This is a genomic window from Cyanobium sp. BA5m-21 (genome assembly GCF_024346235.1).
Classification (GTDB): Bacteria; Cyanobacteriota; Cyanobacteriia; order PCC-6307; family Cyanobiaceae; genus Cyanobium_A; species Cyanobium_A usitatum.
The window spans coordinates 1-19,224 of the sequence record NZ_JAGQCO010000014.1 but is presented as its reverse complement, the minus strand read 5'-3'; the positions used below and the strand labels follow the sequence as shown (position 1 = coordinate 19,224).

The 19,224-nt window shown below is 62.3% G+C and carries 23 protein-coding genes and 1 pseudogene; 11 read left to right on the top strand and 13 right to left on the bottom strand.

The window, feature by feature from the left end; all coding sequences use genetic code 11:
- Positions 1-89: 89 nt before the first annotated feature.
- Positions 90-953, bottom strand: a complete 864-nt coding sequence (locus tag KBY72_RS06175) for an ABC transporter substrate-binding protein (protein WP_254993267.1) — start codon at positions 951-953, stop codon at positions 90-92.
- Between the two features lie 360 nt (positions 954-1,313).
- On the opposite strand from KBY72_RS06175, the gene KBY72_RS06170 reads away from it, so the two are divergent.
- On the top strand, positions 1,314-1,715 hold the full coding sequence (locus tag KBY72_RS06170; RefSeq protein WP_254993263.1) for a hypothetical protein: 402 nt from the start codon (positions 1,314-1,316) through the stop codon (positions 1,713-1,715).
- A gap of 177 nt (positions 1,716-1,892) precedes the next feature.
- On the opposite strand, the gene KBY72_RS06165 is transcribed toward KBY72_RS06170, so the two are convergent.
- Positions 1,893-2,072, bottom strand: a complete 180-nt coding sequence (locus KBY72_RS06165) for a hypothetical protein (RefSeq protein ID WP_254960483.1) — start codon at positions 2,070-2,072, stop codon at positions 1,893-1,895.
- Positions 2,073-2,292: 220 nt separating this feature from the next.
- On the opposite strand from KBY72_RS06165, the gene KBY72_RS06160 reads away from it, so the two are divergent.
- Complete coding sequence (locus KBY72_RS06160) at positions 2,293-2,655, top strand: hypothetical protein (RefSeq protein WP_254993260.1); 363 nt, start codon at positions 2,293-2,295, stop codon at positions 2,653-2,655.
- Here KBY72_RS06160 and KBY72_RS06155 read toward each other — a convergent pair.
- Positions 2,652-3,014 carry a SemiSWEET transporter gene (locus tag KBY72_RS06155; protein ID WP_254960433.1) on the bottom strand — a complete coding sequence of 121 codons (363 nt, stop codon included), beginning with the start codon at positions 3,012-3,014 and terminating at the stop codon, positions 2,652-2,654. The two genes, KBY72_RS06160 and KBY72_RS06155, sit on opposite strands and share 4 nt — an antisense overlap.
- Positions 3,015-3,086: 72 nt before the next feature.
- Entirely contained in the window at positions 3,087-3,296 is a 210-nt protein-coding gene (locus KBY72_RS06150; RefSeq protein WP_315859526.1) for a hypothetical protein, read from the bottom strand.
- Between the two features lie 120 nt (positions 3,297-3,416).
- Between KBY72_RS06150 and KBY72_RS06145 the strand changes: the two genes are divergently transcribed.
- Positions 3,417-3,656: a hypothetical protein gene (locus tag KBY72_RS06145; RefSeq protein ID WP_254993257.1), complete on the top strand. Its 240-nt coding sequence runs from the start codon at positions 3,417-3,419 to the stop codon at positions 3,654-3,656.
- 184 nt (positions 3,657-3,840) lie between these two features.
- Here the strand turns inward: KBY72_RS06145 and KBY72_RS06140 are convergent, their stop codons facing one another.
- Complete coding sequence (locus KBY72_RS06140; RefSeq protein WP_254993256.1) at positions 3,841-4,209, bottom strand: hypothetical protein; 369 nt, start codon at positions 4,207-4,209, stop codon at positions 3,841-3,843.
- A 19-nt stretch (positions 4,210-4,228) separates the two neighbouring features.
- Positions 4,229-4,681 carry a hypothetical protein gene (locus KBY72_RS06135; RefSeq protein WP_254960431.1) on the bottom strand — a complete coding sequence of 151 codons (453 nt, stop codon included), beginning with the start codon at positions 4,679-4,681 and terminating at the stop codon, positions 4,229-4,231.
- 171 nt (positions 4,682-4,852) lie between these two features.
- Here KBY72_RS06135 and KBY72_RS06130 point away from each other — a divergent pair, with 171 nt between their 5' ends.
- From KBY72_RS06130 to KBY72_RS06110, 5 genes are all read left to right on the top strand, one after another.
- Positions 4,853-5,821, top strand: coding sequence for a DnaJ C-terminal domain-containing protein (locus KBY72_RS06130; protein WP_254960430.1), 969 nt, complete (start codon positions 4,853-4,855; stop codon positions 5,819-5,821).
- 25 nt (positions 5,822-5,846) lie between these two features.
- On the top strand, positions 5,847-6,848 hold the full coding sequence (gene hemB / locus KBY72_RS06125) for a porphobilinogen synthase (protein ID WP_254960429.1): 1,002 nt from the start codon (positions 5,847-5,849) through the stop codon (positions 6,846-6,848).
- 64 nt (positions 6,849-6,912) lie between these two features.
- Entirely contained in the window at positions 6,913-7,809 is an 897-nt protein-coding gene (locus KBY72_RS06120; protein ID WP_254960428.1) for a hypothetical protein, read from the top strand.
- Between the two features lie 20 nt (positions 7,810-7,829).
- Entirely contained in the window at positions 7,830-8,219 is a 390-nt protein-coding gene (locus tag KBY72_RS06115) for a VOC family protein (RefSeq protein ID WP_254960427.1), read from the top strand.
- Positions 8,216-10,654 (top strand): endonuclease MutS2, encoded by a 2,439-nt coding sequence (locus tag KBY72_RS06110; protein WP_254960426.1) that lies wholly within the window; start codon positions 8,216-8,218, stop codon positions 10,652-10,654. The genes KBY72_RS06115 and KBY72_RS06110 overlap by 4 nt, the downstream gene beginning before the upstream one ends.
- On the opposite strand, the gene KBY72_RS06105 is transcribed toward KBY72_RS06110, so the two are convergent.
- Positions 10,642-11,868 (bottom strand): ABC transporter ATP-binding protein, encoded by a 1,227-nt coding sequence (locus KBY72_RS06105; RefSeq protein WP_254960425.1) that lies wholly within the window; start codon positions 11,866-11,868, stop codon positions 10,642-10,644. The two genes, KBY72_RS06110 and KBY72_RS06105, sit on opposite strands and share 13 nt — an antisense overlap.
- A gap of 38 nt (positions 11,869-11,906) precedes the next feature.
- On the opposite strand from KBY72_RS06105, the gene obgE reads away from it, so the two are divergent.
- Complete coding sequence (gene obgE / locus KBY72_RS06100) at positions 11,907-12,917, top strand: GTPase ObgE (RefSeq protein ID WP_254960424.1); 1,011 nt, start codon at positions 11,907-11,909, stop codon at positions 12,915-12,917.
- Between the two features lie 5 nt (positions 12,918-12,922).
- Here the strand turns inward: obgE and KBY72_RS06095 are convergent, their stop codons facing one another.
- The 4 genes from KBY72_RS06095 to KBY72_RS06080 all read right to left on the bottom strand — a co-directional run bounded on the left by KBY72_RS06095 (position 12,923) and on the right by KBY72_RS06080 (position 16,823).
- A complete protein-coding gene (locus tag KBY72_RS06095; RefSeq protein WP_106632635.1) occupies positions 12,923-13,141 on the bottom strand; it encodes a CP12 domain-containing protein in 219 nt (72 codons plus the stop codon).
- 204 nt (positions 13,142-13,345) lie between these two features.
- Positions 13,346-15,235: an ABC-F family ATP-binding cassette domain-containing protein gene (locus KBY72_RS06090; RefSeq protein WP_254960423.1), complete on the bottom strand. Its 1,890-nt coding sequence runs from the start codon at positions 15,233-15,235 to the stop codon at positions 13,346-13,348.
- Positions 15,232-15,873 carry a DUF2301 domain-containing membrane protein gene (locus tag KBY72_RS06085; RefSeq protein ID WP_254960422.1) on the bottom strand — a complete coding sequence of 214 codons (642 nt, stop codon included), beginning with the start codon at positions 15,871-15,873 and terminating at the stop codon, positions 15,232-15,234. Before KBY72_RS06085 ends, KBY72_RS06090 begins: the two co-directional genes overlap by 4 nt.
- The gene (locus KBY72_RS06080) at positions 15,870-16,823 is read right to left on the bottom strand and encodes a glutathione S-transferase C-terminal domain-containing protein (protein ID WP_254960421.1); all 954 of its coding nucleotides are present in this window, start codon (positions 16,821-16,823) and stop codon (positions 15,870-15,872) included. The genes KBY72_RS06085 and KBY72_RS06080 overlap by 4 nt, the downstream gene beginning before the upstream one ends.
- Positions 16,824-16,894: 71 nt before the next feature.
- On the opposite strand from KBY72_RS06080, the gene KBY72_RS06075 reads away from it, so the two are divergent.
- On the top strand, positions 16,895-17,863 hold the full coding sequence (locus KBY72_RS06075; RefSeq protein ID WP_254960419.1) for an aspartoacylase: 969 nt from the start codon (positions 16,895-16,897) through the stop codon (positions 17,861-17,863).
- Here KBY72_RS06075 and KBY72_RS06070 read toward each other — a convergent pair.
- On the bottom strand, positions 17,842-18,267 hold the full coding sequence (locus tag KBY72_RS06070; RefSeq protein ID WP_254960418.1) for a hypothetical protein: 426 nt from the start codon (positions 18,265-18,267) through the stop codon (positions 17,842-17,844). The two genes, KBY72_RS06075 and KBY72_RS06070, sit on opposite strands and share 22 nt — an antisense overlap.
- Before the next feature lie 59 nt (positions 18,268-18,326).
- The gene (locus KBY72_RS06065; protein WP_106632617.1) at positions 18,327-18,683 is read right to left on the bottom strand and encodes a hypothetical protein; all 357 of its coding nucleotides are present in this window, start codon (positions 18,681-18,683) and stop codon (positions 18,327-18,329) included.
- Between the two features lie 260 nt (positions 18,684-18,943).
- Here KBY72_RS06065 and KBY72_RS06060 point away from each other — a divergent pair.
- Positions 18,944-19,224: pseudogene (locus KBY72_RS06060) on the top strand (photosystem II q(b) protein); the annotation flags it as partial.

The following is a 19,224-nucleotide window of genomic DNA, read 5'->3' as shown; positions in this document are numbered from 1 at the left end:
ATACTTTTAGTCAGTGACTCGAAATGCATTTGGAAAAAGCTGTGCCTTGCCATGCCTGAACAGCCCGGCAAGTTACAGAGCTCTATGTGTTACTTGTCAACCGTTCCAGCGTTGATTGTTGCAGTGGAGAGAATCACGTTATGAAGTCCCCATTTGGTCCAAATGGTTTCAAAATCACCCGAGTCCATTAGCTGCTGAATAGCTGCTTGGAACACTGGTGCGAGATCTCCCTTGCGAAGCAAGATCCCGTTAATGTCCTTACCATCTTCGGGGCGAAGGAAGACCTCCAACTCGACCGCTTCACCCTCTGTTTGCTTAGCGATCCATGAGGCTGCGTGTGCGCCGAAGAAACTTAGGTCAGCACGTCCCGAGCGTACGGCTGTTACACCATCTGCCTGGGTTGGATATTCTTGAATATCAATTTCCGCTTTGCCACCTTTGACGCAGGCTGCGCTTTGCCTAACCACATTCTCAGCCGCTGAGGTCGCTAGGGCTACCGCTACCGCTTTCCCACATAGTTCAGCCGTTGCTTTCTTTAACTCGGGGTGTTGACCCTTGAGAACTAAGAGGCCTCTTGAGGTGGTGAAGTAATTTACGAAGTCAACAACCTGTTGTCTAGAGGGCCGGTCAGCAAATCCGGACACTGCGCCATCGAAACGTCCTGCCGCGACACCGGGTATGATGTTTCCAAAAGGGGACACAGTTAGCAAAATCTTAACACCGAGAATCCTGGCTAGAGCCTCCACCATGTCGACTTCCGAGCCAACGATAACGCCACCCTCGTCATAAAACTCAAGTGGAGGGTCTGTCGGATCAGTTGCCAAGACTATGTAGCCCTTGTCTTTAATGTCCTGGGGAAGCTGTTCGTACAGAGCCTCGTTGTAGGCGATTCCAACAGGCACTGCAGAAGGTGCGGCCGGCTCCGATGCTGTCTCCGCGACTGATTCGGTCACCCTAGGCGTACAGCCAGCTAAAATAAGACTCAAAGAAGCCAAACAGGCTGCCCAAAGGATCTTGGTACGAGTCATACTATTCATTCTTTCCTCTTTCCTAAGTGCAGTGCCAACGAGGACTCGCTGGCTAGTAATCTGAGGGGGAAGATCTTGGCAACCAGGAAGGTTTGCAGGTGCACAGATCTATTCGCTATGGTAATCCATAGCGGTGACTTTCAGGAAAGATGGCACTCCTTGGCTGCCATTCAGACATCTTTTATTAAGTGTAGCGCCAAGACCAGATCTGGCTCTTCTGTTGGCTTGTTTATCCACACTTCTGCCGGTTGACTCCAGCAGCGGCTTGCACAACTCATCGGCTTTGTGCTGCGCTGTCTGCGCATCGCTGCCAGGGAAAGGACATTGCTCAACGCGCTGGCTGCCATGGCCCTGACCCTGCTGCTGCTGCTGACGGCACCCGGCGCCGATGTGAGTAGCAGTACTGGGCAGCAGTTCCTCTGTGAGGGCGATCCCCTGGAAGCCTTGCCTTTCAAGGGCTCGGTGGATGCGGCGAATATCCCCAACAGCAAGGCCAACTCCGTGCCAGGAGCCTTCGTGGTGCTGCGTTGGCGGAACGTGAGTCTGCAACTCCCCCGCACCAACAACGCCGGCGTGCCCAGCTACTCCGATGGCCGCTGGTGGTGGCAGGAACTCGATCCGGATCACCCAGAGTTCGCCCAGCTGCGCGGTACTGTGAAGGGCTACAGGTGCGAGCGCCAAGACTGAGGGTTTGATTCATCACGCGCCGCTGACTCTTGGCTGCCGGTGCTCACCACCGTGAAGATCCAGTCTGCGTAGAGCGTCTTGGGCCTGACTTCTCTCTGAATCCAGGCGCCAAAAAGCACAACAACAATTGCAATGACGGTGGCGCCTGAGTCCCAATGGGTGTGAGTCCGGGCCCGCTCAGTTCCCGAACTGGCGGTCCAACCACTGGGTCAGTACATAGACCCCAATGAACATCGGCAGATAGGCGATCCACATGTTCGGTAGATCGAGCTCTGTGTTGTTGATCAATACCAGCCCGCCGTAGCTGATCGCGCCATAGATCAGGGCTCTGCGCAGTGGTCCGGTGATCTTGTTCAAGCGCAATCGGTGTAGGGCTTGGGCTCAGGCTAGGCCCAGGCCGCAGCTCCCCCCCCCCCCAGCTCTCCGCCTGGTAAGGCAAAGGATGGCTGGGCTAACAAAACAGAACCCCTGGGGCATACGACCACTCTAATTTCCAGGGCATGTTCAACCTGATCGTGCTATGCAAGGCCCTAATTCTCTTTAGTTTAGAATCCAGGCAAGTCAGCCATTCTCCTTTGTGGCCAAATTTCAATTTGAATTCACCCTTAAACAAGACGCCGAGTTCAGGCAGCTTGTGGCCAAACAGAGAATTGCTGCCATAGCCATCGCCGTGCTTATTCTTGTTAAGGCGTGGGGGTCTTTTGCTGGCGTGATGTCTGCGAACTGGCAACAATTGATGTTTGAGGCACTCTCTTTTGTGGCATCCATGTACTCCTGTTATGCGCTGTACTTGAGCAGCCTCAATCTCTATAGGATCACCAGGTCAAGTGGGAAGGACATGGACCATCTATTTGCTGGTTTGCAGGGGCTACAGAATTGCTTTGCCGCATTGGCTCTGGCCGTACTATTCAGCATTGTTCCCGATTATCTGATCGGCTAGGGATCTTGGTTGCGCTGCTTCCCGGATTTGATGATTCCACGTTTTGCTGTCATTCTGCCAGTGCGTATCTTTTTGTGGTTGCCCTTTTCCGTTAAATGATCTTCCAGCTTACGCTGCAGAATCAGGCCGGAGAGTACAACGGTGATTGCATTGGCAATGATTAGGGGGCCGTTACGCGCGAAGATGCCATAGACAAGCCAGAGGGCAATTCCACTGGTAAAAAGGGCATACATGCTGAGGGAGATGCCCCGAGTGTCTCCGCTGCTGAGGGTTCTCATGGCCTGGGGAATAAAGCTCAGCGTGGTTAAAGATGCAGCTATATACCCAAGGATTTCAATGGCTGGAGATGGTTGGCTCATGGTGATTTAATTAAAACATCTTAATATCTTCGCTGGTCTAATAATATCAAGGTAGTTATTAAGATTTTAAGGCTAGCAAGGCTTGAATTGAGACATGTTTTGATCGCCGGCGCGTGCGGCAATTTGCTGCCTCACAGGGGAGTCCTCAAGCTGGAAGATCAGGGTGAGGTTGTTGGCCGACATCGCCCCATAGGCAAGGGGCTGCAGTACCCGGGCGGCACCGGCCAGCAGTTGGGGCAGGGCCATCTCCGGCATGATGTGGCAGGTGTTGGCCGTGAACACGGCATCGAAGCTCTGGTGGGGCCACTGCCCGGCTTGTTCACATCGAGGGGAATCGGCGGCAACAGCTAGGCCCCTGTTGCCAGGAGGGTTGGGGTGAGAGCATCCAGCTGGGCCTGCAGCATGGCTATCTTGGGCGCCATGGCTACTCTGGCGGCCTGGCTTTGTGGTTGCCTGGAGGCTGGCACCCTCTGGTTGTTCTCCGAGCGATGGCCTGTCCCCACTGCGGCAGTTGGTCGGTTAAGGCGGATCGCAGCCTTGCTGGACGCCTGGTGTGTGGTCGTTGCGCCAGGCCGCTGGGGGCAGCCCAGACGCCCCGGCGTCAGCGGCGCTCCCGATCGAGGCGCCCAGGTCTGTCTTTAGGCATTGGCCTGGTTGCGTTGCTTGCCTTGGCGGCGCTGTTGGCAGCTTGGGACGAGCAGCGGCTCAGATTCACTGCGCCGCTCGAGCGCCTCGCCCCTAACTCGCAACTAAGAACCCCAGGATTGTTCTGAGCCTTGCGCTTCATAGATCGCCCAGGGCCCTCAGGGTTTGCACGGCGGCTGCTTCAGGGTCGCCCGATTGCCCGCATCACTGCGCCCTGGCATAGGCCGCCATGGGAGCAAAACGGAATCGCCTGGCCATTTACCGAAGCGCCGCTGGACGCACCGCTAGCCGTTTTTTTAGTTGAGCTAACCGGAGCGGAGGAAGGGCCTGGGCTGGAGCCTGAACCTGCTTCAGCTTGCTGGGTGGTGGCGGTGTTAACGGAGTTGCGGGCTTTATCGAGCGCACCTGTGTCAGCAGGCATGGAGGTGCCCTGCAGGGTGCCTTGAATAGCGCTGGCTCCAACCATGGGCGCCAATCCTTGGGCTATTGCATTGCCGGCTGGCAAAAAGACGGCCGCAACCAGAGCTGCTTTCAGCAGATTCGAAGACATATTGAGAGGCGACTAGGAATCAAGGCTGGATTGGCTTGGCAGCTCCGGTAAAGCCGCTCCACACTTTGAGCTCTTCAATTGTTTGTACACCTTCGCGGCGCTCCTTGCCCGCCAGGTCCCAGGTGGGGAAAGCCCGTATCTGGGCGGCCATGCAGCGGCTACGGCCATCGTCAGTTTTGTCGCACTCCACATAGGGGAGGGAATTGCCCCCTTCCTTGCCAAACAGGTTTTTTTGCTGGAAGCAGGCCGGGCACCACCAGGCGCCATAAAAAACAGCTCGCTTAGCGCGCAGGTGGGCACTTAGCGCTTTTTGCTCCGGGGTCGAAGCAGAAAGGGCCTCCCCCAGGGTGGCAGTGGTGGAGCTGCCGGAATCTGTGCCGCCGCTACCGGCGCTGGCAGTGGCCGTAAAGCCAAGCAGCACCGTGCTTAGGGCAATAAGCAGGCCGGAGCTCAGGGAGCCAAACCAGGGCATCAGCTTCCAGAAGCAATAATTAAAAATAGTTCCGTTGCTTGCTTTTGCCTGTGTGTGTGGGCAAAACACAGCCGATGGCCGCGCCGCCGCGTTCGGCCTTCCGCCCTTCCTTGGCCCAGCGGAAGTTCCCAGCGGCTGAGACACTAAACAGGTGCGGTGGTTTTGGGGTCGATGAGCGCGAACGGCTACCGCGATTACTTCAGTGTCCTCGGGGTTGAGCGTGGCGCTGATGCCGACGCCATCAAGCGTGCCTTTCGCAAGCTGGCCCGTCAGTACCACCCGGACGTGAACCCCGGCGATGCGGGGGCTGAGGCCAAGTTCAAAGAGGTGAGCGAGGCCTATGAAGTGCTCTCCGATCCAGATAAGCGCCGGCGCTACGAGCAATTTGGCCAGTACTGGAGCCAGGCGGGCGGTGGCTCGGCCAGTGGCGGCGTTGACGTTGATTTTGGCCGCTACGGCAACTTCGACGACTTCATCAACGACCTGCTGGGTCGTTTTGGCGGCCCCTCCCCCGGCGCAGCCCCGGGAGGTTTTGGTTTCAGTTCAGGCTTTCCTGGTGGCTTTGCTGGGGGCATGCCCGGCGGCGGCCGCGGCGCCCCGATCAATCTCGATGCCGAAGCCAGCATCAGCCTCTCCTTTGCCGATGCTTTCCGCGGCTCCGAGCGCACCTTGGCCGTCAACGACGAGCGGGTGCAGGTGCGCATCCCGCCCGGTGTTAAGCACGGCAGCCGCCTGCGGCTGAAGGGCAAGGGCAACCTGCAGCCCGGCACCGGCCGCCGCGGCGACCTGTACCTCAACCTGCAACTGCAGGAGCATCCGGTGTGGAAGCTCGATGGCGACCAGCTGCGCGCTGAGTTGCCCCTCAGCCTCGATGAATTGGCCCTTGGCGGCGAGGTGCGGGTGGCGACCCCCGACGGTGAGGCCTCCGTGCAGGTGCCGCCTGGGATGACCCTGGGCCGCAGCCTGCGGCTCAAGGGCATGGGCTGGCCCCTCAAGGACGGCCGCGGCGACCTGCTGCTTACGCCGGTGCTCAAGTTGCCCGAGCAGCTCAGCGCCGAGGAGCGCCAGCTGCTGGAGCAGTTGCGTGCTGTCCGCAGCGCCGATCCCCGCTCTGGCTGGATTCAGGCGGCCCGTCTCTAGGATCCGAGCCAGCCAGGCCGTTTTCATGGAGCTCACCTACCGTCCCCGCCGATTGCGCCGCACCCCGGCTTTGCGGGCGATGGTGCGGGAGCATCACCTAAGTGCTGCCGACTTTATTTATCCGCTCTTCGTGCACGAAGGCGCCACCAATGAGCCAATTGGTGCCATGCCAGGAGCTATGCGCTGGAGCCTCGAAGGCTTGGTGCAGGAGGTGGGCCGCGCTTGGGACTTGGGCATCCGCTGCGTTGTGCTGTTCCCCAAGGTGGCCGATGGCCTTAAAACCGAAGACGGCGCCGAATGCTTCAACGAAGGTGGCCTGATACCCCGAGCTATTCGCCGGCTTAAGGAGCTGCACCCCGAGATGGCGATCATGACGGACGTGGCCCTCGATCCCTACTCCTGTGACGGCCATGACGGCATCGTTAGCGAGGAAGGGGTAGTGCTCAACGATGAAACGGTGGCGATCCTCTGTCGCCAAGCCGTTGCCCAAGCTCGGGCCGGGGCGGATCTGATTGGCCCCAGCGACATGATGGATGGACGAGTTGGGGCTATCCGCGAAGCCCTCGATGAGGAGGGGTTCGAGCATATCGGCATTATTAGCTATACTGCTAAATATTCTTCCGCTTATTACGGCCCCTTCCGCGAAGCTCTTGATTCGGCCCCTCGGGTTGGCGCGGGCAAGCCGATTCCGAATGATAAATCAACCTATCAAATGGATCCGTCCAATGGACGTGAAGCGCTCACCGAAGCCCTGCTCGATGAACAGGAGGGTGCTGATATTTTAATGGTTAAGCCTGGCCTTGCCTACCTAGACATTATCTACCGTCTGCGTGGCGAAACCGAGCTGCCAATTGCGGCTTACAACGTAAGTGGTGAATACGCCATGGTGAAGGCCGCCGCTGAAAAGGGCTGGATCGACGAGCGGGCCGTGGTGCTGGAAACCCTGCTGTGCTTTAAGCGGGCTGGGGCTAATTTGATCCTCACTTATCACGCCTGTGATGCTGCGCAGTGGCTGCGCCAGGGGTAATTTTATTAATTCCCGATATTTTTGGATTTGGCCTTGTCTGGCTACAGCTACTTACATCGCTTTGATGACTGCGCTGGCTAGGGCTAGTGGCATCAGTTATCTGTTGTTTCCAGAGCTGGGGGCGCTCGCTTCTGTTGTGCTTGCCGATCCGCTCAGCAGCTGGGCCCGTTCCCCAAAACTCCTGGCCCTGACACCGGTATTAACTGCTGTCCCTGGAGTGCTGGTCACCCGCACCATGCCCTATGGCCCCACTGCGCTGATATTGGATCTGGCGATCTGCTTGCTTGTGATCCGGCTTCTACGCTCGCCGGTTATTCCGGCAATTTCAGCCGGGGTATTGCCCTTAGTGCTGGGAATTACGAGTTTTTTGTACCCGGTGGCGATTCTGGTGGGCACAGGTGGGCTGGCCCTAATCGTCATGCTTCGCTCTCAATTGATGCCGCCGCTGGCTCGGGCTCAAGTCTCCCCCACGGTGCCAACTATCTCAACTTTGGTTGCTCCCAAGTCCTGGTTGCAAAGGGTTCCTTGGCTGCTGCCTTTGGCTGTTTTCTTGCTGGGGGCTCTGGTAATGGTTCAGCTGCTGGGATCCCACTTGGTTTTGTATCCCCCTTTGCTGGTGATTGCCTGGGAGATGTTGGCTCATGCTAATGAGTGTCCCTGGCAAGGCCGCTCCTTAGCCGTCCTGGTGGTTACTGCTGGAGCGGCGGTTACTGGAATTGCATTGGTGCTGGCTCTGGGGGTGAGTCCGCTGGCCGCATTTTTGGCTGTTTTGGTTACTGCGTTGCTGCTCAGGTTGGCTCGCCTTCGTTGTGCTCCGGCTTTCGGTTTAGCCCTGCTTCCCTTCGTAATTACTGCACCCACGCTCGCCTATCCCCTCCTCACCTTGGCTGGCACCGCCTGGCTGATGTTGGTGGTGAAGCTCGACCAGATCCTCAAGATCCGCTTCTGTAACCCACAATGAACTCACCCGGTTCAGTTGCCATGGCTCCTGCTGCTGTTCATCACCTTGGCCATGTGGCACTGCGGGTGCAGGACATGGAGCGGGCTAAGGCCTTCTATGTCTCCCTGGGCCTGCAGCTCTGCTGGGATGCCCCCGATTGGGCCTATTTGCAGTGGCCTGGGGCCGGCACGGGCTTGGCCCTGCTCAGCCCTAGTTACAAAGCTGCCGGGCCCCATTTTGCGTTCCATTTCCGCGACCGCTCAGAGGTGGATGAGGTGCACGCCCAGCTTGTGGCGGCCGGCCGCTCCTGCGGCCCAGTGCATGACCACCGTGACGGAACTGCCAGCTTCTATCTCCAAGATCCGGAAGGCAACTGGCTAGAGATGCTCTACGAGCCCCCTGGCGGCATCCCCTCCAACCTGCCCGGGTGAACGACGTCACTGCCCCATTGGCTCCAATTCAGCAGGAGGCCCTGGAGCTGCTCGAGTGGCCGCGGCTCGCTGAACAACTGGCCAGCTTCGCCAGCACAGCTCCGGGCCGCTGTGCCTGCCTGGAGCTGGCCCTGCCCGCTTGCCTCGCAGCCAGCCGCAGCCTGCTCGCTGAAACCACCGAGCTGCTTGGCCTCGACGGGCTGCTGGAGGGGGGTCTGAGTTTTCAGGGAGTTGCCGATATCGCGGCGCTGGTGACCCTCTGCGCCAAGGGCGGCACGGCTCCGGGCGAGGAGTTGCTGGCTTTGGCTACCACTCTGGCTGCGGCCCGCCGGCTGCGGCGCCAGATCGACGATCCCCAGCTGCGGCCGGTATGTACGGCCCTAGTGGCCGAGCTGCGCACCCTGCCGGAGCTGGAGCAGCGGCTGCATTTTTGCCTTGAAGAGGGCGGCCGGGTGGCGGATCGGGCCAGTCCGCCCCTGGAGGGATTGCGGCGCCAGCTGCTTGGGGCTCGCTCAGATCGGCGTGATCGACTGCAGGAGCTGATGCGTCGCTGCGGCGCCATGCTCCAGGACACAGTGATCTCGGAGCGCAACGGCCGTCCTGTTCTGGCTGTGAAGGCTGGCGCTGCCGCTCAGTTGCCAGGGCTGGTGCACGACAGCTCGGCTTCGGGACAAACGGTGTTTATCGAACCCCAGGCGGTGATTGCCCTGGGCAATCGCATACGCGACCTGGAGGGGCGCGAGCGGGAGCTGGAGCGGGCCGTGCTGACGGCCCTGAGCGCCCAGGTGGGCGAGGAGGCTGAAGCTCTGGCCGCACTCCAGCAGGTGCTGGTGCGCCTGGATGCGGGGGTGGCTCGGGCGCGCTACGGCCAATGGTTGGGGGCGGTACGCCCGGAGCTGGCAGACGACCCCAGCGCCCCCTTCGAGCTGCGTGAGCTGCGCCACCCCCTGCTGCTTTGGCAGCAGCGGCGTCAGGGAGGTCATGCGGTGGTGCCCGTGAGCCTGCTGGTGGCAGGGGAGTTGCGGGTGGTGGCGATCACGGGCCCCAACACCGGCGGCAAAACCGTGACCCTCAAAAGCGTCGGCTTGGCAGCTCTTATGGCTCGGGCGGGCCTGTTCTTGCCCTGCAGCGGCACGCCTCGGCTGCCCTGGTGCAGCCAGGTGCTGGCTGACATCGGCGATGAGCAATCGCTGCAACAAAACCTCTCCACCTTCAGCGGCCACATCCGCCGCATCGCCCGCATCCTCGAAGCTCTTCCTGGGTCTGGAGCTGCTGGCGGCGCCTCCCTGGTGCTGCTCGATGAGGTGGGAGCCGGCACCGATCCCCTCGAGGGTTCGGCCCTGGCCACGGCCCTGCTCAAGCACCTGGCCGATCGGGCCCGGCTCACGATCGCTACCACCCACTTCGGTGAGCTCAAGGCGCTCAAATATGCCGATCCACGCTTCGAGAACGCTTCGGTGGCCTTCGATGTGGACACCCTCTCGCCTACTTACCGGCTGCAGTGGGGTATCCCGGGCCGCAGCAACGCCCTGGCGATTGCACGCCGGCTGGGACTGGGGGAGCCGGTGCTGGAGCTCGCCGCCGCCCAGCTGGAGCCCCTTGGCGAGGGCGAGGTGAACCAGGTGATCGCCGGCCTGGAAAATCAGCGTCAACGCCAGCAGGAAGCCGCCGAGGAAGCAGCCGTCCTACTGGCTCGCACCGAGCTGTTGCACGAGGAGTTGCTGTTGCGCTGGCAACAGCAGACCCAGCAGAGCGCCGAGCTTCAGGAACAGCGGCGCCAGCAGTTGGAGCGCTCGATTCGTCAGGGACAGAACGAGGTGAAGCGCATCATCAGGAGGCTGCGCCAGGGACCTGATGGGGGGGAGGCCAGCAGCGCTGCCCTAGGCGAAACCGCCCGCCAGGCCGGCCAGCGTTTGAAATCGCTGGAGCAGCAGCACCGCCCCACCCCGGAGCGGCGCGAGCACCGGGGCTGGATGCCCGCCGTTGGTGATCGGGTGCGGCTGTTATCGCTGGGCAAGGCCGGTGAGGTGCTTGCCATCGCCGATGACGGCCGGGAACTCACGGTGCGCTGTGGGGTGATGCGGCTGACCCTGGAGCTGGCTGGCATCGAGGGGCTGCATGGCGAAAAACCCTCACCCCCTGAGGTGCGCGTGCAGGTGAAGGGTCAGAGGGGGCTGGGGGGCCGGGGCCCGGATGTGCGCTCCGAGCGCAACACCGTTGATGTCCGCGGCCTGCGGGTGCATGAAGCCGAGGCGGCCTTGGAGGAGCGGCTGCGCGCCGCTAATGGTCCCGTGTGGGTGATCCACGGCATCGGCACGGGCAAACTCAAGCGCGGCCTGCGGGCCTGGTTGGCAACCGTGCCCTACGTGGAGCGGGTGAGTGACGCCGAGCAGGGCGACGGCGGGGCTGGCTGCAGCGTGATTTACGTGAAATAGGGCAGGGTCGGCTCCAGGCTTGCGGGCTCAGGGGGCAGGGGCAGGGCCTCGCCGCTCACATCAAACAGACGCCAGCCGCGGGGATCTATGTCGAGGTTCAGGCTGGCCCCCGGCGGCAGGATTGTTTCAGGGCCGACCCGCACCTGCACCAGGTGACCGCCCTCCTCCAGGCGGCAGGTGAGTAGTTGTTCGTTGCCCAGGGCTTCGCCATGGCTCACCTCGGCCCGCAGGTTGCGGTTGGTGGCGGGAGCTAGCTGGAAGTGCTCGGGCCGCAGTCCGCCAGTGAGCTCCTCCCCTGCCCGTGATGCCAGCATCTCGGCCAGGGGCCCCTCAACCGCCAGCTTGCGGCTGCCCAGTTGCACCTGGCCCGCACCTATCGCGGTTACCGGCAGCAGATTCATGGGCGGGCTGCCGATGAACTGGGCTACAAACAAATTGGCGGGCCACTGATAGAGCTCCATCGGTGTGCCGAGCTGCTGCAGCCTTCCGGCATTGAGCACGGCGATCCGGTGCCCCATGGTCATGGCCTCCACTTGGTCGTGGGTCACATACAGGGTGGTGGTGCCCAGGCGTCGCTGCAGCTCAACGATTTGGGTGCGGGTGCCGGTGCGCAGCTTGGCGTCGAGGTTGCTGAGCGGTTCGTCCATCAAAAACACCGCCGGCGCCCGGGCGATGGCCCGGCCCAGGGCAACCCGCTGCTTCTGGCCGCCGGAAAGCTCCTTTGGCAGCCGATCGAGTAGCTGGCCGAGCTCCAGGGTTTCCGCTACCTCGGCGATGCGCTGGGCGATGCGCTCCTCCCGCCGTGAGCGCAGCCGCAAGGGCCCTGGCAGCCGCCTGGTGGCCAGGTGCAGGCTGTCTTGAAGCTGCTCAAGGGCCGTGCGGTTGCGGCTGCGGCGCAGGCCGAAGCCGATGTTGCCGGCCACCGTGAGATGGGGATAGAGCGCATAGCTCTGGAACACCATGGCCACGTCTCGTTGGGCTGGGCGCAGCGAGCTCACGGGCCGATTGCCCACGTAGATCTCCCCCTGGCTGGGCTGCTCTAGGCCAGCCAGTAGGCGCAGCAGGGTGCTTTTGCCGCAGCCGGAGGGCCCAACCAACACCAAAAATTCGCCGTCCTGAATCTGTAGATCCAGCTGGCGCAGCACCTGCACCGGATCACCACCGCGCCGGGGTGGGTAGGTCTTGCTGACCTGCTGGAAGCGAACCTCTGCCAAGACGGGCCTTCAGACGGCGCGATCCTAGGTTTGTTCCAATGCAATTCATCGATCAAGCCCGCGTAACGGTCAAGGCCGGCCGAGGCGGCGACGGAATCGTGGCGTTTCGCCGCGAGAAATATGTGCCAGCCGGCGGCCCTTCCGGCGGCGATGGCGGCCGTGGTGCCGACGTGCTGCTGGTGGCTGACGCCAACCTCCAGACCCTGCTGGATTTCAAGTACAAGCGGCAGTTTTTGGCGGTCGATGGTCGCCGGGGCGGCCCCAACCGCTGCACCGGTGCCAGCGGTAACCATCTGGTGATCAAGGTGCCGTGCGGCACGGTGGTCCGCGATGCCCGCACCTCAATTTTGCTAGGTGATCTCACCGATGCAGGTGAGGAGCTACTGGTGGCCTTTGGCGGCCGCGGCGGCCTGGGCAATGCCCACTACCTCAGCAACCGCAACCGGGCCCCGGAGAAGTTCACCGAGGGCCGGGAGGGAGAGGAGTGGCTGCTGCAGCTGGAGCTCAAGCTGCTGGCTGAGGTTGGCATCATCGGCTTGCCCAATGCCGGCAAGAGCACCTTGATTTCGGTGCTTTCGGCAGCTCGTCCCAAGATCGCCGATTACCCCTTCACCACCCTGGTGCCCAACCTGGGGGTGGTGCGCCGTCCCAGTGGTGACGGCACCGTCTTTGCCGATATTCCTGGTTTGATCGCTGGAGCGGCCCAGGGGGCAGGGCTGGGGCACGACTTCCTACGCCACATCGAGCGCACCCGGCTGCTGATCCACCTGATCGATTCCAGCGCTGAGGATGTGGTCGCCGACCTCAACGTGGTCGAGGGGGAGCTCACGGCCTACGGCCATGGGCTCGACCAGAGGCCCCGCCTAGTAGTGCTCAATAAGATCGAATTGCTCGATCCAGCCAGCCTTGAAGAGCTGGTAGAGAAGGTGAGCCAGCAGGTGCAGGCCCGTGGCGGCTTGCCCGTTCTGGCTATTTCAGCTGCTGCCTCCAAAAATTTGCCGCAGCTGCTGGCCGCGGTGTGGCAGCAGCTCGGCATCATCCAGCCCTAGGCAATTCAGTCGTCGTAGACGCGGCACTCGGGGGCAGAAGGGTTCAGGTCACAGAACACTTCCAGTGGGGTTGGGTCGTGGCTGTCCTCGGGATGGTGCTCTTTGAACTCCTTGAGACCCTGGAGCTCTTCCTCCAAGTGGCGGACCTTGCCTAGGTCGCCAGCGGCCTTGGCGGCCTCGATCTCGCTCTGGTCTTTCTGGATGTGCTCGTCGATGCTTTTCATTCGGATACCGGTCACTAGGTACCGGAGCTCGTCGCCGATCACCTTACGGGCGCCTGTTCTGGATCGACGCCCCGAGGGTGCACTGCTAACTCTTTGAGCACTCCCAATGGCGCCGGGAGCTGAGCTTTGGCGATGTGTTGGATTGACAACAATGTGCGTCCAGCGTTTTCAGCGCTGCTGCCAGCCCTGGCTGCGGCCCCCGTTTCACCCCGTCAGCTCGCTGAGTTCGAGCCAGCGCTCCTCGCCGCAATGGATGCGCTCAGTTAACGCGGCGAGCTCCTGGGTGAGTCCCTCAAGGGCGGCGTAGTCGCTGCCTGAACTGGCCAGGGCCAGCTCCAGGTCACGGCGCTGCTGCTCCCAGGCCGGCAGGTTTACCTCCAGTTCGCCCAGCTCCCGGCTCTCCTTAAAGCTCCGCCGCCGCGACTGGGCCTTGCTGGCTTGGGGCGCTACCGGGGCTGGATTCTTGGGGTTCTTGGGTGCGGCCTGGCGGGTAGAGCTCGCTTCTAAGTAGGCGCTGTAGTTGCCCTCAAATCGCTGCAGCTCGCCATTCTCAAAGCAGAACAGCCGATCTACGGTGCGATCGAGGAAGTAGCGGTCGTGGGAGACCACCACCACGCAGCCGCGAAAGTCTTCAAGGAAGTCTTCGAGCACGCTCAGGGTCTGTACGTCCAGGTCGTTGGTGGGCTCGTCGAGCAGCAGCACGTTGGGGGCCTCAATCAGCAGCCGGCAGAGATGGAGCCGCCGCCGTTCGCCGCCGGAGAGCTTGGCCACCGGTTGGTGCTGTTGGGCTGGTGGAAACAGGAAGCGCTCCAGCAACTGGGAGGCGCTCAGCTCCTCGCCGTCCACTGCCACCCGACTGGCGGCAGCTTGAACCACCTCCAGCACCTTCTGGTCGGGCTTGAGCAGCACATCGCTGTGCTGGTCGAAGTAGGCGAGCTTCACGGTGGAGCCCAGCTCCAGGCTGCCGCTGCTGGGTTGGCGCCGGCCGGCGATCACCTCAAGCAGGCTCGACTTGCCCACCCCGTTTGGGCCAATGATGCCGACCCGGTCTTCCGGGCTGAAGTCGTAGCTGAAGGCGCGCAGCAGGGCCCTGGTCTCAGGTCCTTCGCCCACACTCACCTCCAGGTCCTTGGCGGTGATGGCCCGCTTGCCGAGCCGCCGGCTGGTGGTGGCCAAGCTCACCTGGCCGCGGCCCTGCCGCAGAGGTGCCTCCCGCATCGCCTCAATTCGCTGGATACGGGCCTTCTGCTTGGTGCTGCGGGCTTTGGGACCCTGCCTGAGCCAGGCCAGTTCCCGCCGCAGCGTGCCCTTGAACTTGGCGGCTGAGGCCGCTTCAGATGCCTCCTCTTCGGCTTTATGGGTGAGATAGGTGGCGTAGTTGCCGTCGTAGCTGCGGGCCAGGCCCCGATCTACCTCCACGATCCGGCGGGTGACCCGATCGAGCACGTAGCGGTCGTGGGTCACCAGCACCAGGGCGCCGGAGAAGCGCTCCAGATAGCTCTGCAGCCATTCCACCCCGTTGGCGTCGAGGTGGTTGGTGGGCTCATCCAGTAGCAGCACGTCCGGCTCGGCCACCAGGGCTGCAGCCAGGGCGACCCGCTTGCGATAGCCGCCGGAGAGGTCGCCCACCTTGCGTTCGATGTCGGCGATGCCTAGCCGCTCCAGCACCTCGCGGCACTGCTGCTCCAGCCCCCAGGCATTGAGCTGATCCATGCGGCCATGCAGGTCGCTGAGCTGGGCCAGGGTGATGGTGTTGTCGGGGCCATCAGCCACGGCCTGACTCAGGGCCGTGTGCTGCCGCAGCAAAGCCATCTTTTCGCCGCTACCGGCAAACACCTGCTCCAGCACGGTGTGCTCGGGGTCTAGCTCGGGCTCCTGGTCTACGAGCACCAACCGGGTGCGGGGGGCGCAGCGGCGCTGGCCGCTGCCGAGGGGCTCATTGCCCGCAAGCACCTTCAACAAGGTGCTCTTGCCGGCCCCATTGGGACCGATCAGTCCGAGCCGCTCCCGCTCGCCGATGTGCAGGGTGAGGCCCTCAAACAGGGTGCGGATGCCGAAGTCCTTACTGGCTTCCACCAGGCTGATCAAACTCAAAGTGCAGCCTCCTCAGCTGTGCCAGCTTGGCCTTTGAGGTAAGCAAACACGCTCTTGTCGCCCACATCTGCCGCGGCGGGCATGGGGAACTTGCGCAGGCATAGCAACAGCAAAAGCCCGCTCTCCAGGGCCAGCAGGGCCGTGGTGATCGCTCCTGGCAGCAAGCCGCTGAGGTGGCCCAGCAGGGCTATAGGCAGCAGCAGGGTCACGCCGATCGCCTCCGGCCGCCTGAAGCAGAAAAATTCCTTGAAGCCAACCCCCGCCAAGGCAGCGAAAAAGGGGCCAATGGCCAGGATCCACAGGGGCTGGCTGGCCAGGGCCGGCAGCATGGCGCCGGGGCCGCTGCGGATCGCCAATGCCAGGCCCCCCAGGCAGCCCAGTAGCCAGAAAAGCTGCAGGGCCCGGTGCAAGGGCACTAAGTAGATGTGAATCCAGCGCAGGGCAAGGCCCAGCCCCGCAGCCATCAGCAGCATCCAGGGCCAGAGCTGGTCGGCTCCCAGCTGCCGCCACTGCACTAGCAGGCCCGCTTGGCCAATGGCCACCGCCGTGAGGGCAAGGCGGTAGCCGAGCACCTCCCTCCGGTCGGTGGCGTCAATCGTGTAGGTGCCGTACACCCCTTCAAATATCGGATCAGTCATGGATGGGCACGGCCTTGCACCAGTGTGGCGAGTGGCGGCCCGGCCGGGATGATTCCCGAGGGATGGAGGGGAAAGAGGGCACCGAAGTAATCGCTGCGCCAGGCCTCCGGGAAGCAGGTCTCGGCCACGCCGGGCAGGCTGTATAAGCGCCGGCGCCAGTCCCATAGGGCTGGTAGCTGCCAAAGGGGTAGGCGGCTGCAACCGAACAGGGGTGCATAAACAAGCTCCAGCCGGATCAGGGTCGGGAAAAGCCCTATGTCGGCCAGGCTCAGTTGGGCCCCACTTAGCCAGGGAGATTGCTCCAAGGCCCCATTGGCGTCCAGGAGCGCTGCAAACAAGGCCGTCTCGGCCCGGTCGTAGGCAGCCTGGGTGCGGGCAAAACCACAGCGGTACACCCCGTCGTTGACGTCGTCCTGCAGCCGCGTGCGCCACTTCTTTGTGGCTTCATGCTGGTTATGGGGCTCCAGATCGGGCCCTGCTGGAGCGGGCCAGCGGTTGAGCAGCTCGATCAGCCTGGCGCTCTCCGTAACCAGGATCCGCCGCTCACTGCGGGAATAAAGCGCCGGCACCGTGGCCCGCTGCCCCGGATCAGAGCCTGATTGCTGGTAGAGCTCGATCAAGCTGGCGCAGCCTTCGAAGGGCTCGGCAAAGCGCCAGCGCCCCTCGGCTGGATCGGGGTCCACCACCACCAGGTTGATGCTGCTGCCCAGTTGGCGCAGGCTCCACACCAGCCAGGCCCGGTGGGCCCAGGGGCAGCTGCGCCCCACAATCAACACGTGCCCATCAGCCGCGCCGGCTTCGCTGGGCAGGGGCGGCAGCGCCGTGAAGGCTCCGCTGGGACGGCGGTAGTTGCCCTCGGCATCAGCAGGTCCCAGGCCACCCATTAACTGTTGCCATTGCCAGTGCCAGACCGCGCGGGCCGTGCGCACCAAGGGGGCGGGGGGAGGCATGGTTGCGGGGGCGGCAGAGCTCTGAATCTGCGTCAGGCTGGGGCCGAAATCCATTTCTGGCCTTCTTCTTTTTGATCAGCCAAATCGTCAAACCGGCCCAGGTGCTGATCGTGGCCGGCACCCACGGCAATGAACGCAACGCCCCCTGGCTGCTGGAGCACTGGCGCCGCCAGCCCGAGGCCCTGCAGCGCCACGGCCTTGATGTGGCGTTGGTGCTTGGCAACCCAGCTGCCCACAAAGCCAATCAGCGCTATGTGGAGCGGGATTTAAATCGCTGCTTTGCTCCCGAGCTGCTGGCGGATTCCTCGAGAAACGAAGCTGATCTGCAGCGCGCTCGCCAGCTGCTCGCTTGCCATGGCCCTGATGCTGAATCCCCTTCGTTGGTGGTGCTCGACCTGCACAGCACCACCAGCGCTATGGGTAACTCCTTGGTGCTCTATGGCCGGAGGCCGGCCGATCTAGCTCTGGCGGCGGGTTTGCAGGGGGAGCTGGGGCTGCCGATTTACTTGCACGAGGCCGATGCTTCCCAAACGGGTTTTTTGGTTGAGCGCTGGCCCTGCGGCCTGGTTATCGAGGTGGGTCCGGTGCCCCAGGGGGTTATCCAGGCTCAGATCTGCCGTCAAAGCCAGCTCGGCGTTGAGGCGGCCCTGGCCGTGTTGGCGGCAGCCCAGCGAGGCCGCCTGAGGCTGCCGGCTGAGCTAGTGGTGCATTGCCATCTGGGCAGCTTGGATTTGCCGCGCCATCCAGATGGTTCACCTGCCGCTTGCCTGCATCCGGAGTTAGAGCATCGCGACTGGCGTCCCTTGCGTTCGGGAGATCCGGTGTTTATTGATCCCTGCGGCAAGGAAATTGGCCTGGCCCTACCGCCGGATTTGGCGGGGGAGTCCGTTTGGCCCGTCTTTGTGAATGAGGCCGCCTACGGCGAAAAGGGCATTGCCCTAAGCCTCACTCGCAGGGAGTGTTGGCCGGTTGGGCCTGACTGGTTGCTGGCTTTAACAGACATTTCCTCCCAGTTGGCTCAACGCGGGGCGCCGTTGTAGTCGATGCCAAGGACGGTGCTCCCGTCACTGGAGATGCGGATTTCGGTTTCCACCGAAGCCGCCAGATTTAGTTGCTGCCAGCCAGGGGCGCCGCCTAGGAAGCGAAAGAGATAGCCATCGCTGGTTGAGCTGATCAGGCATTTGTTGCCGGCGCTAGCCGTTTCAAACATGCACTTGTCTGGTCGGTAGAGCCCCAAGCCCCCGTTGCTCTGCACTGCTGTGTTGCGAGCCAAGTTGAGGGCCCGCACGGCGCTTAATGGGACGGGTGCCTCCGCCTGGGCTCGGGCCGGCGCCGCATTCACAAATGAAAGGCTGCCAGCGCCCAGGCAACTGGCCACCAACAAGCCACCCGCCAGCAGTCGCGGATTCAACAACGCCGCTGCTGAAGCAAAAGGTGAACCCATGGGTTTATCGACGTGACAGATCCAGCTCAACGCAGCGGCTCTGTCAGTGTCAAGGCGACTTAACCACACACCAAGGTGGCCTGCTCCTTGGTGCAGGGCAGGTCGCTCTTGCTGCCATCAGCCCAATAAACGCGCAGGCGATCATCTGAAGTGCCGCTGCGGTACGTCAGGGATTTGATCGCTCCAGCCGGGGGCTTGCCAGCTGGGTCGGCGCCGTTAGCGGCGGGCGCCGCGTTGAGCTTTTGCTCTAGCTGCTGAATCTTTACTTCCAACTGCTCCTGGCGCTGCTGCAGCTTTTGCAGCTCGGCCGAGGGTTGGCGCTGACAGCCAGCAGAGAACAGGCAGGCTGCGGCCACGGTTGCTGTGGCCAGGCTGGCCCGTAGAGGCAGGGCTTTAAATCGAACGAGCAGGGCCATGCCGAGACGCATCCTGAGCAGTCCTCTGCTTAGCAGTGGGCTGGCCTGCTGGCTACGGATTGCCGCCGCCGCACCCCAACATAAGCGTTACCTATAGGATCCATCAGCAGGGCTTTGGCGCCTCCCGGCCGGCCTTCTCACTAATCCCGCAATCTTCCGTTACAGTCCTGTTACGCAATGTTCTTGCGCTCGACGGGATTCCGTCTGGTGGCTTGCCACCTTCCATACCCGTTCCTCTGGAACAACCTCTTCTCGTTCTCATGACAACCACTATTCAGCAGCGCCAAGGCGCTTCTGCGTGGAACCAGTTTTGCGACTGGGTCACCTCCACCAACAACCGCCTCTATGTGGGCTGGTTCGGTGTGCTGATGATCCCCTGCCTCCTGGCTGCCACCATCTGCTTCATCGTGGCCTTCATCGCCGCACCCCCTGTCGACATCGACGGCATCCGTGAGCCCGTAGCTGGCTCCCTGATGTACGGCAACAACATCATCTCCGGTGCTGTTGTTCCTTCCAGCAACGCCATCGGCCTGCACTTCTA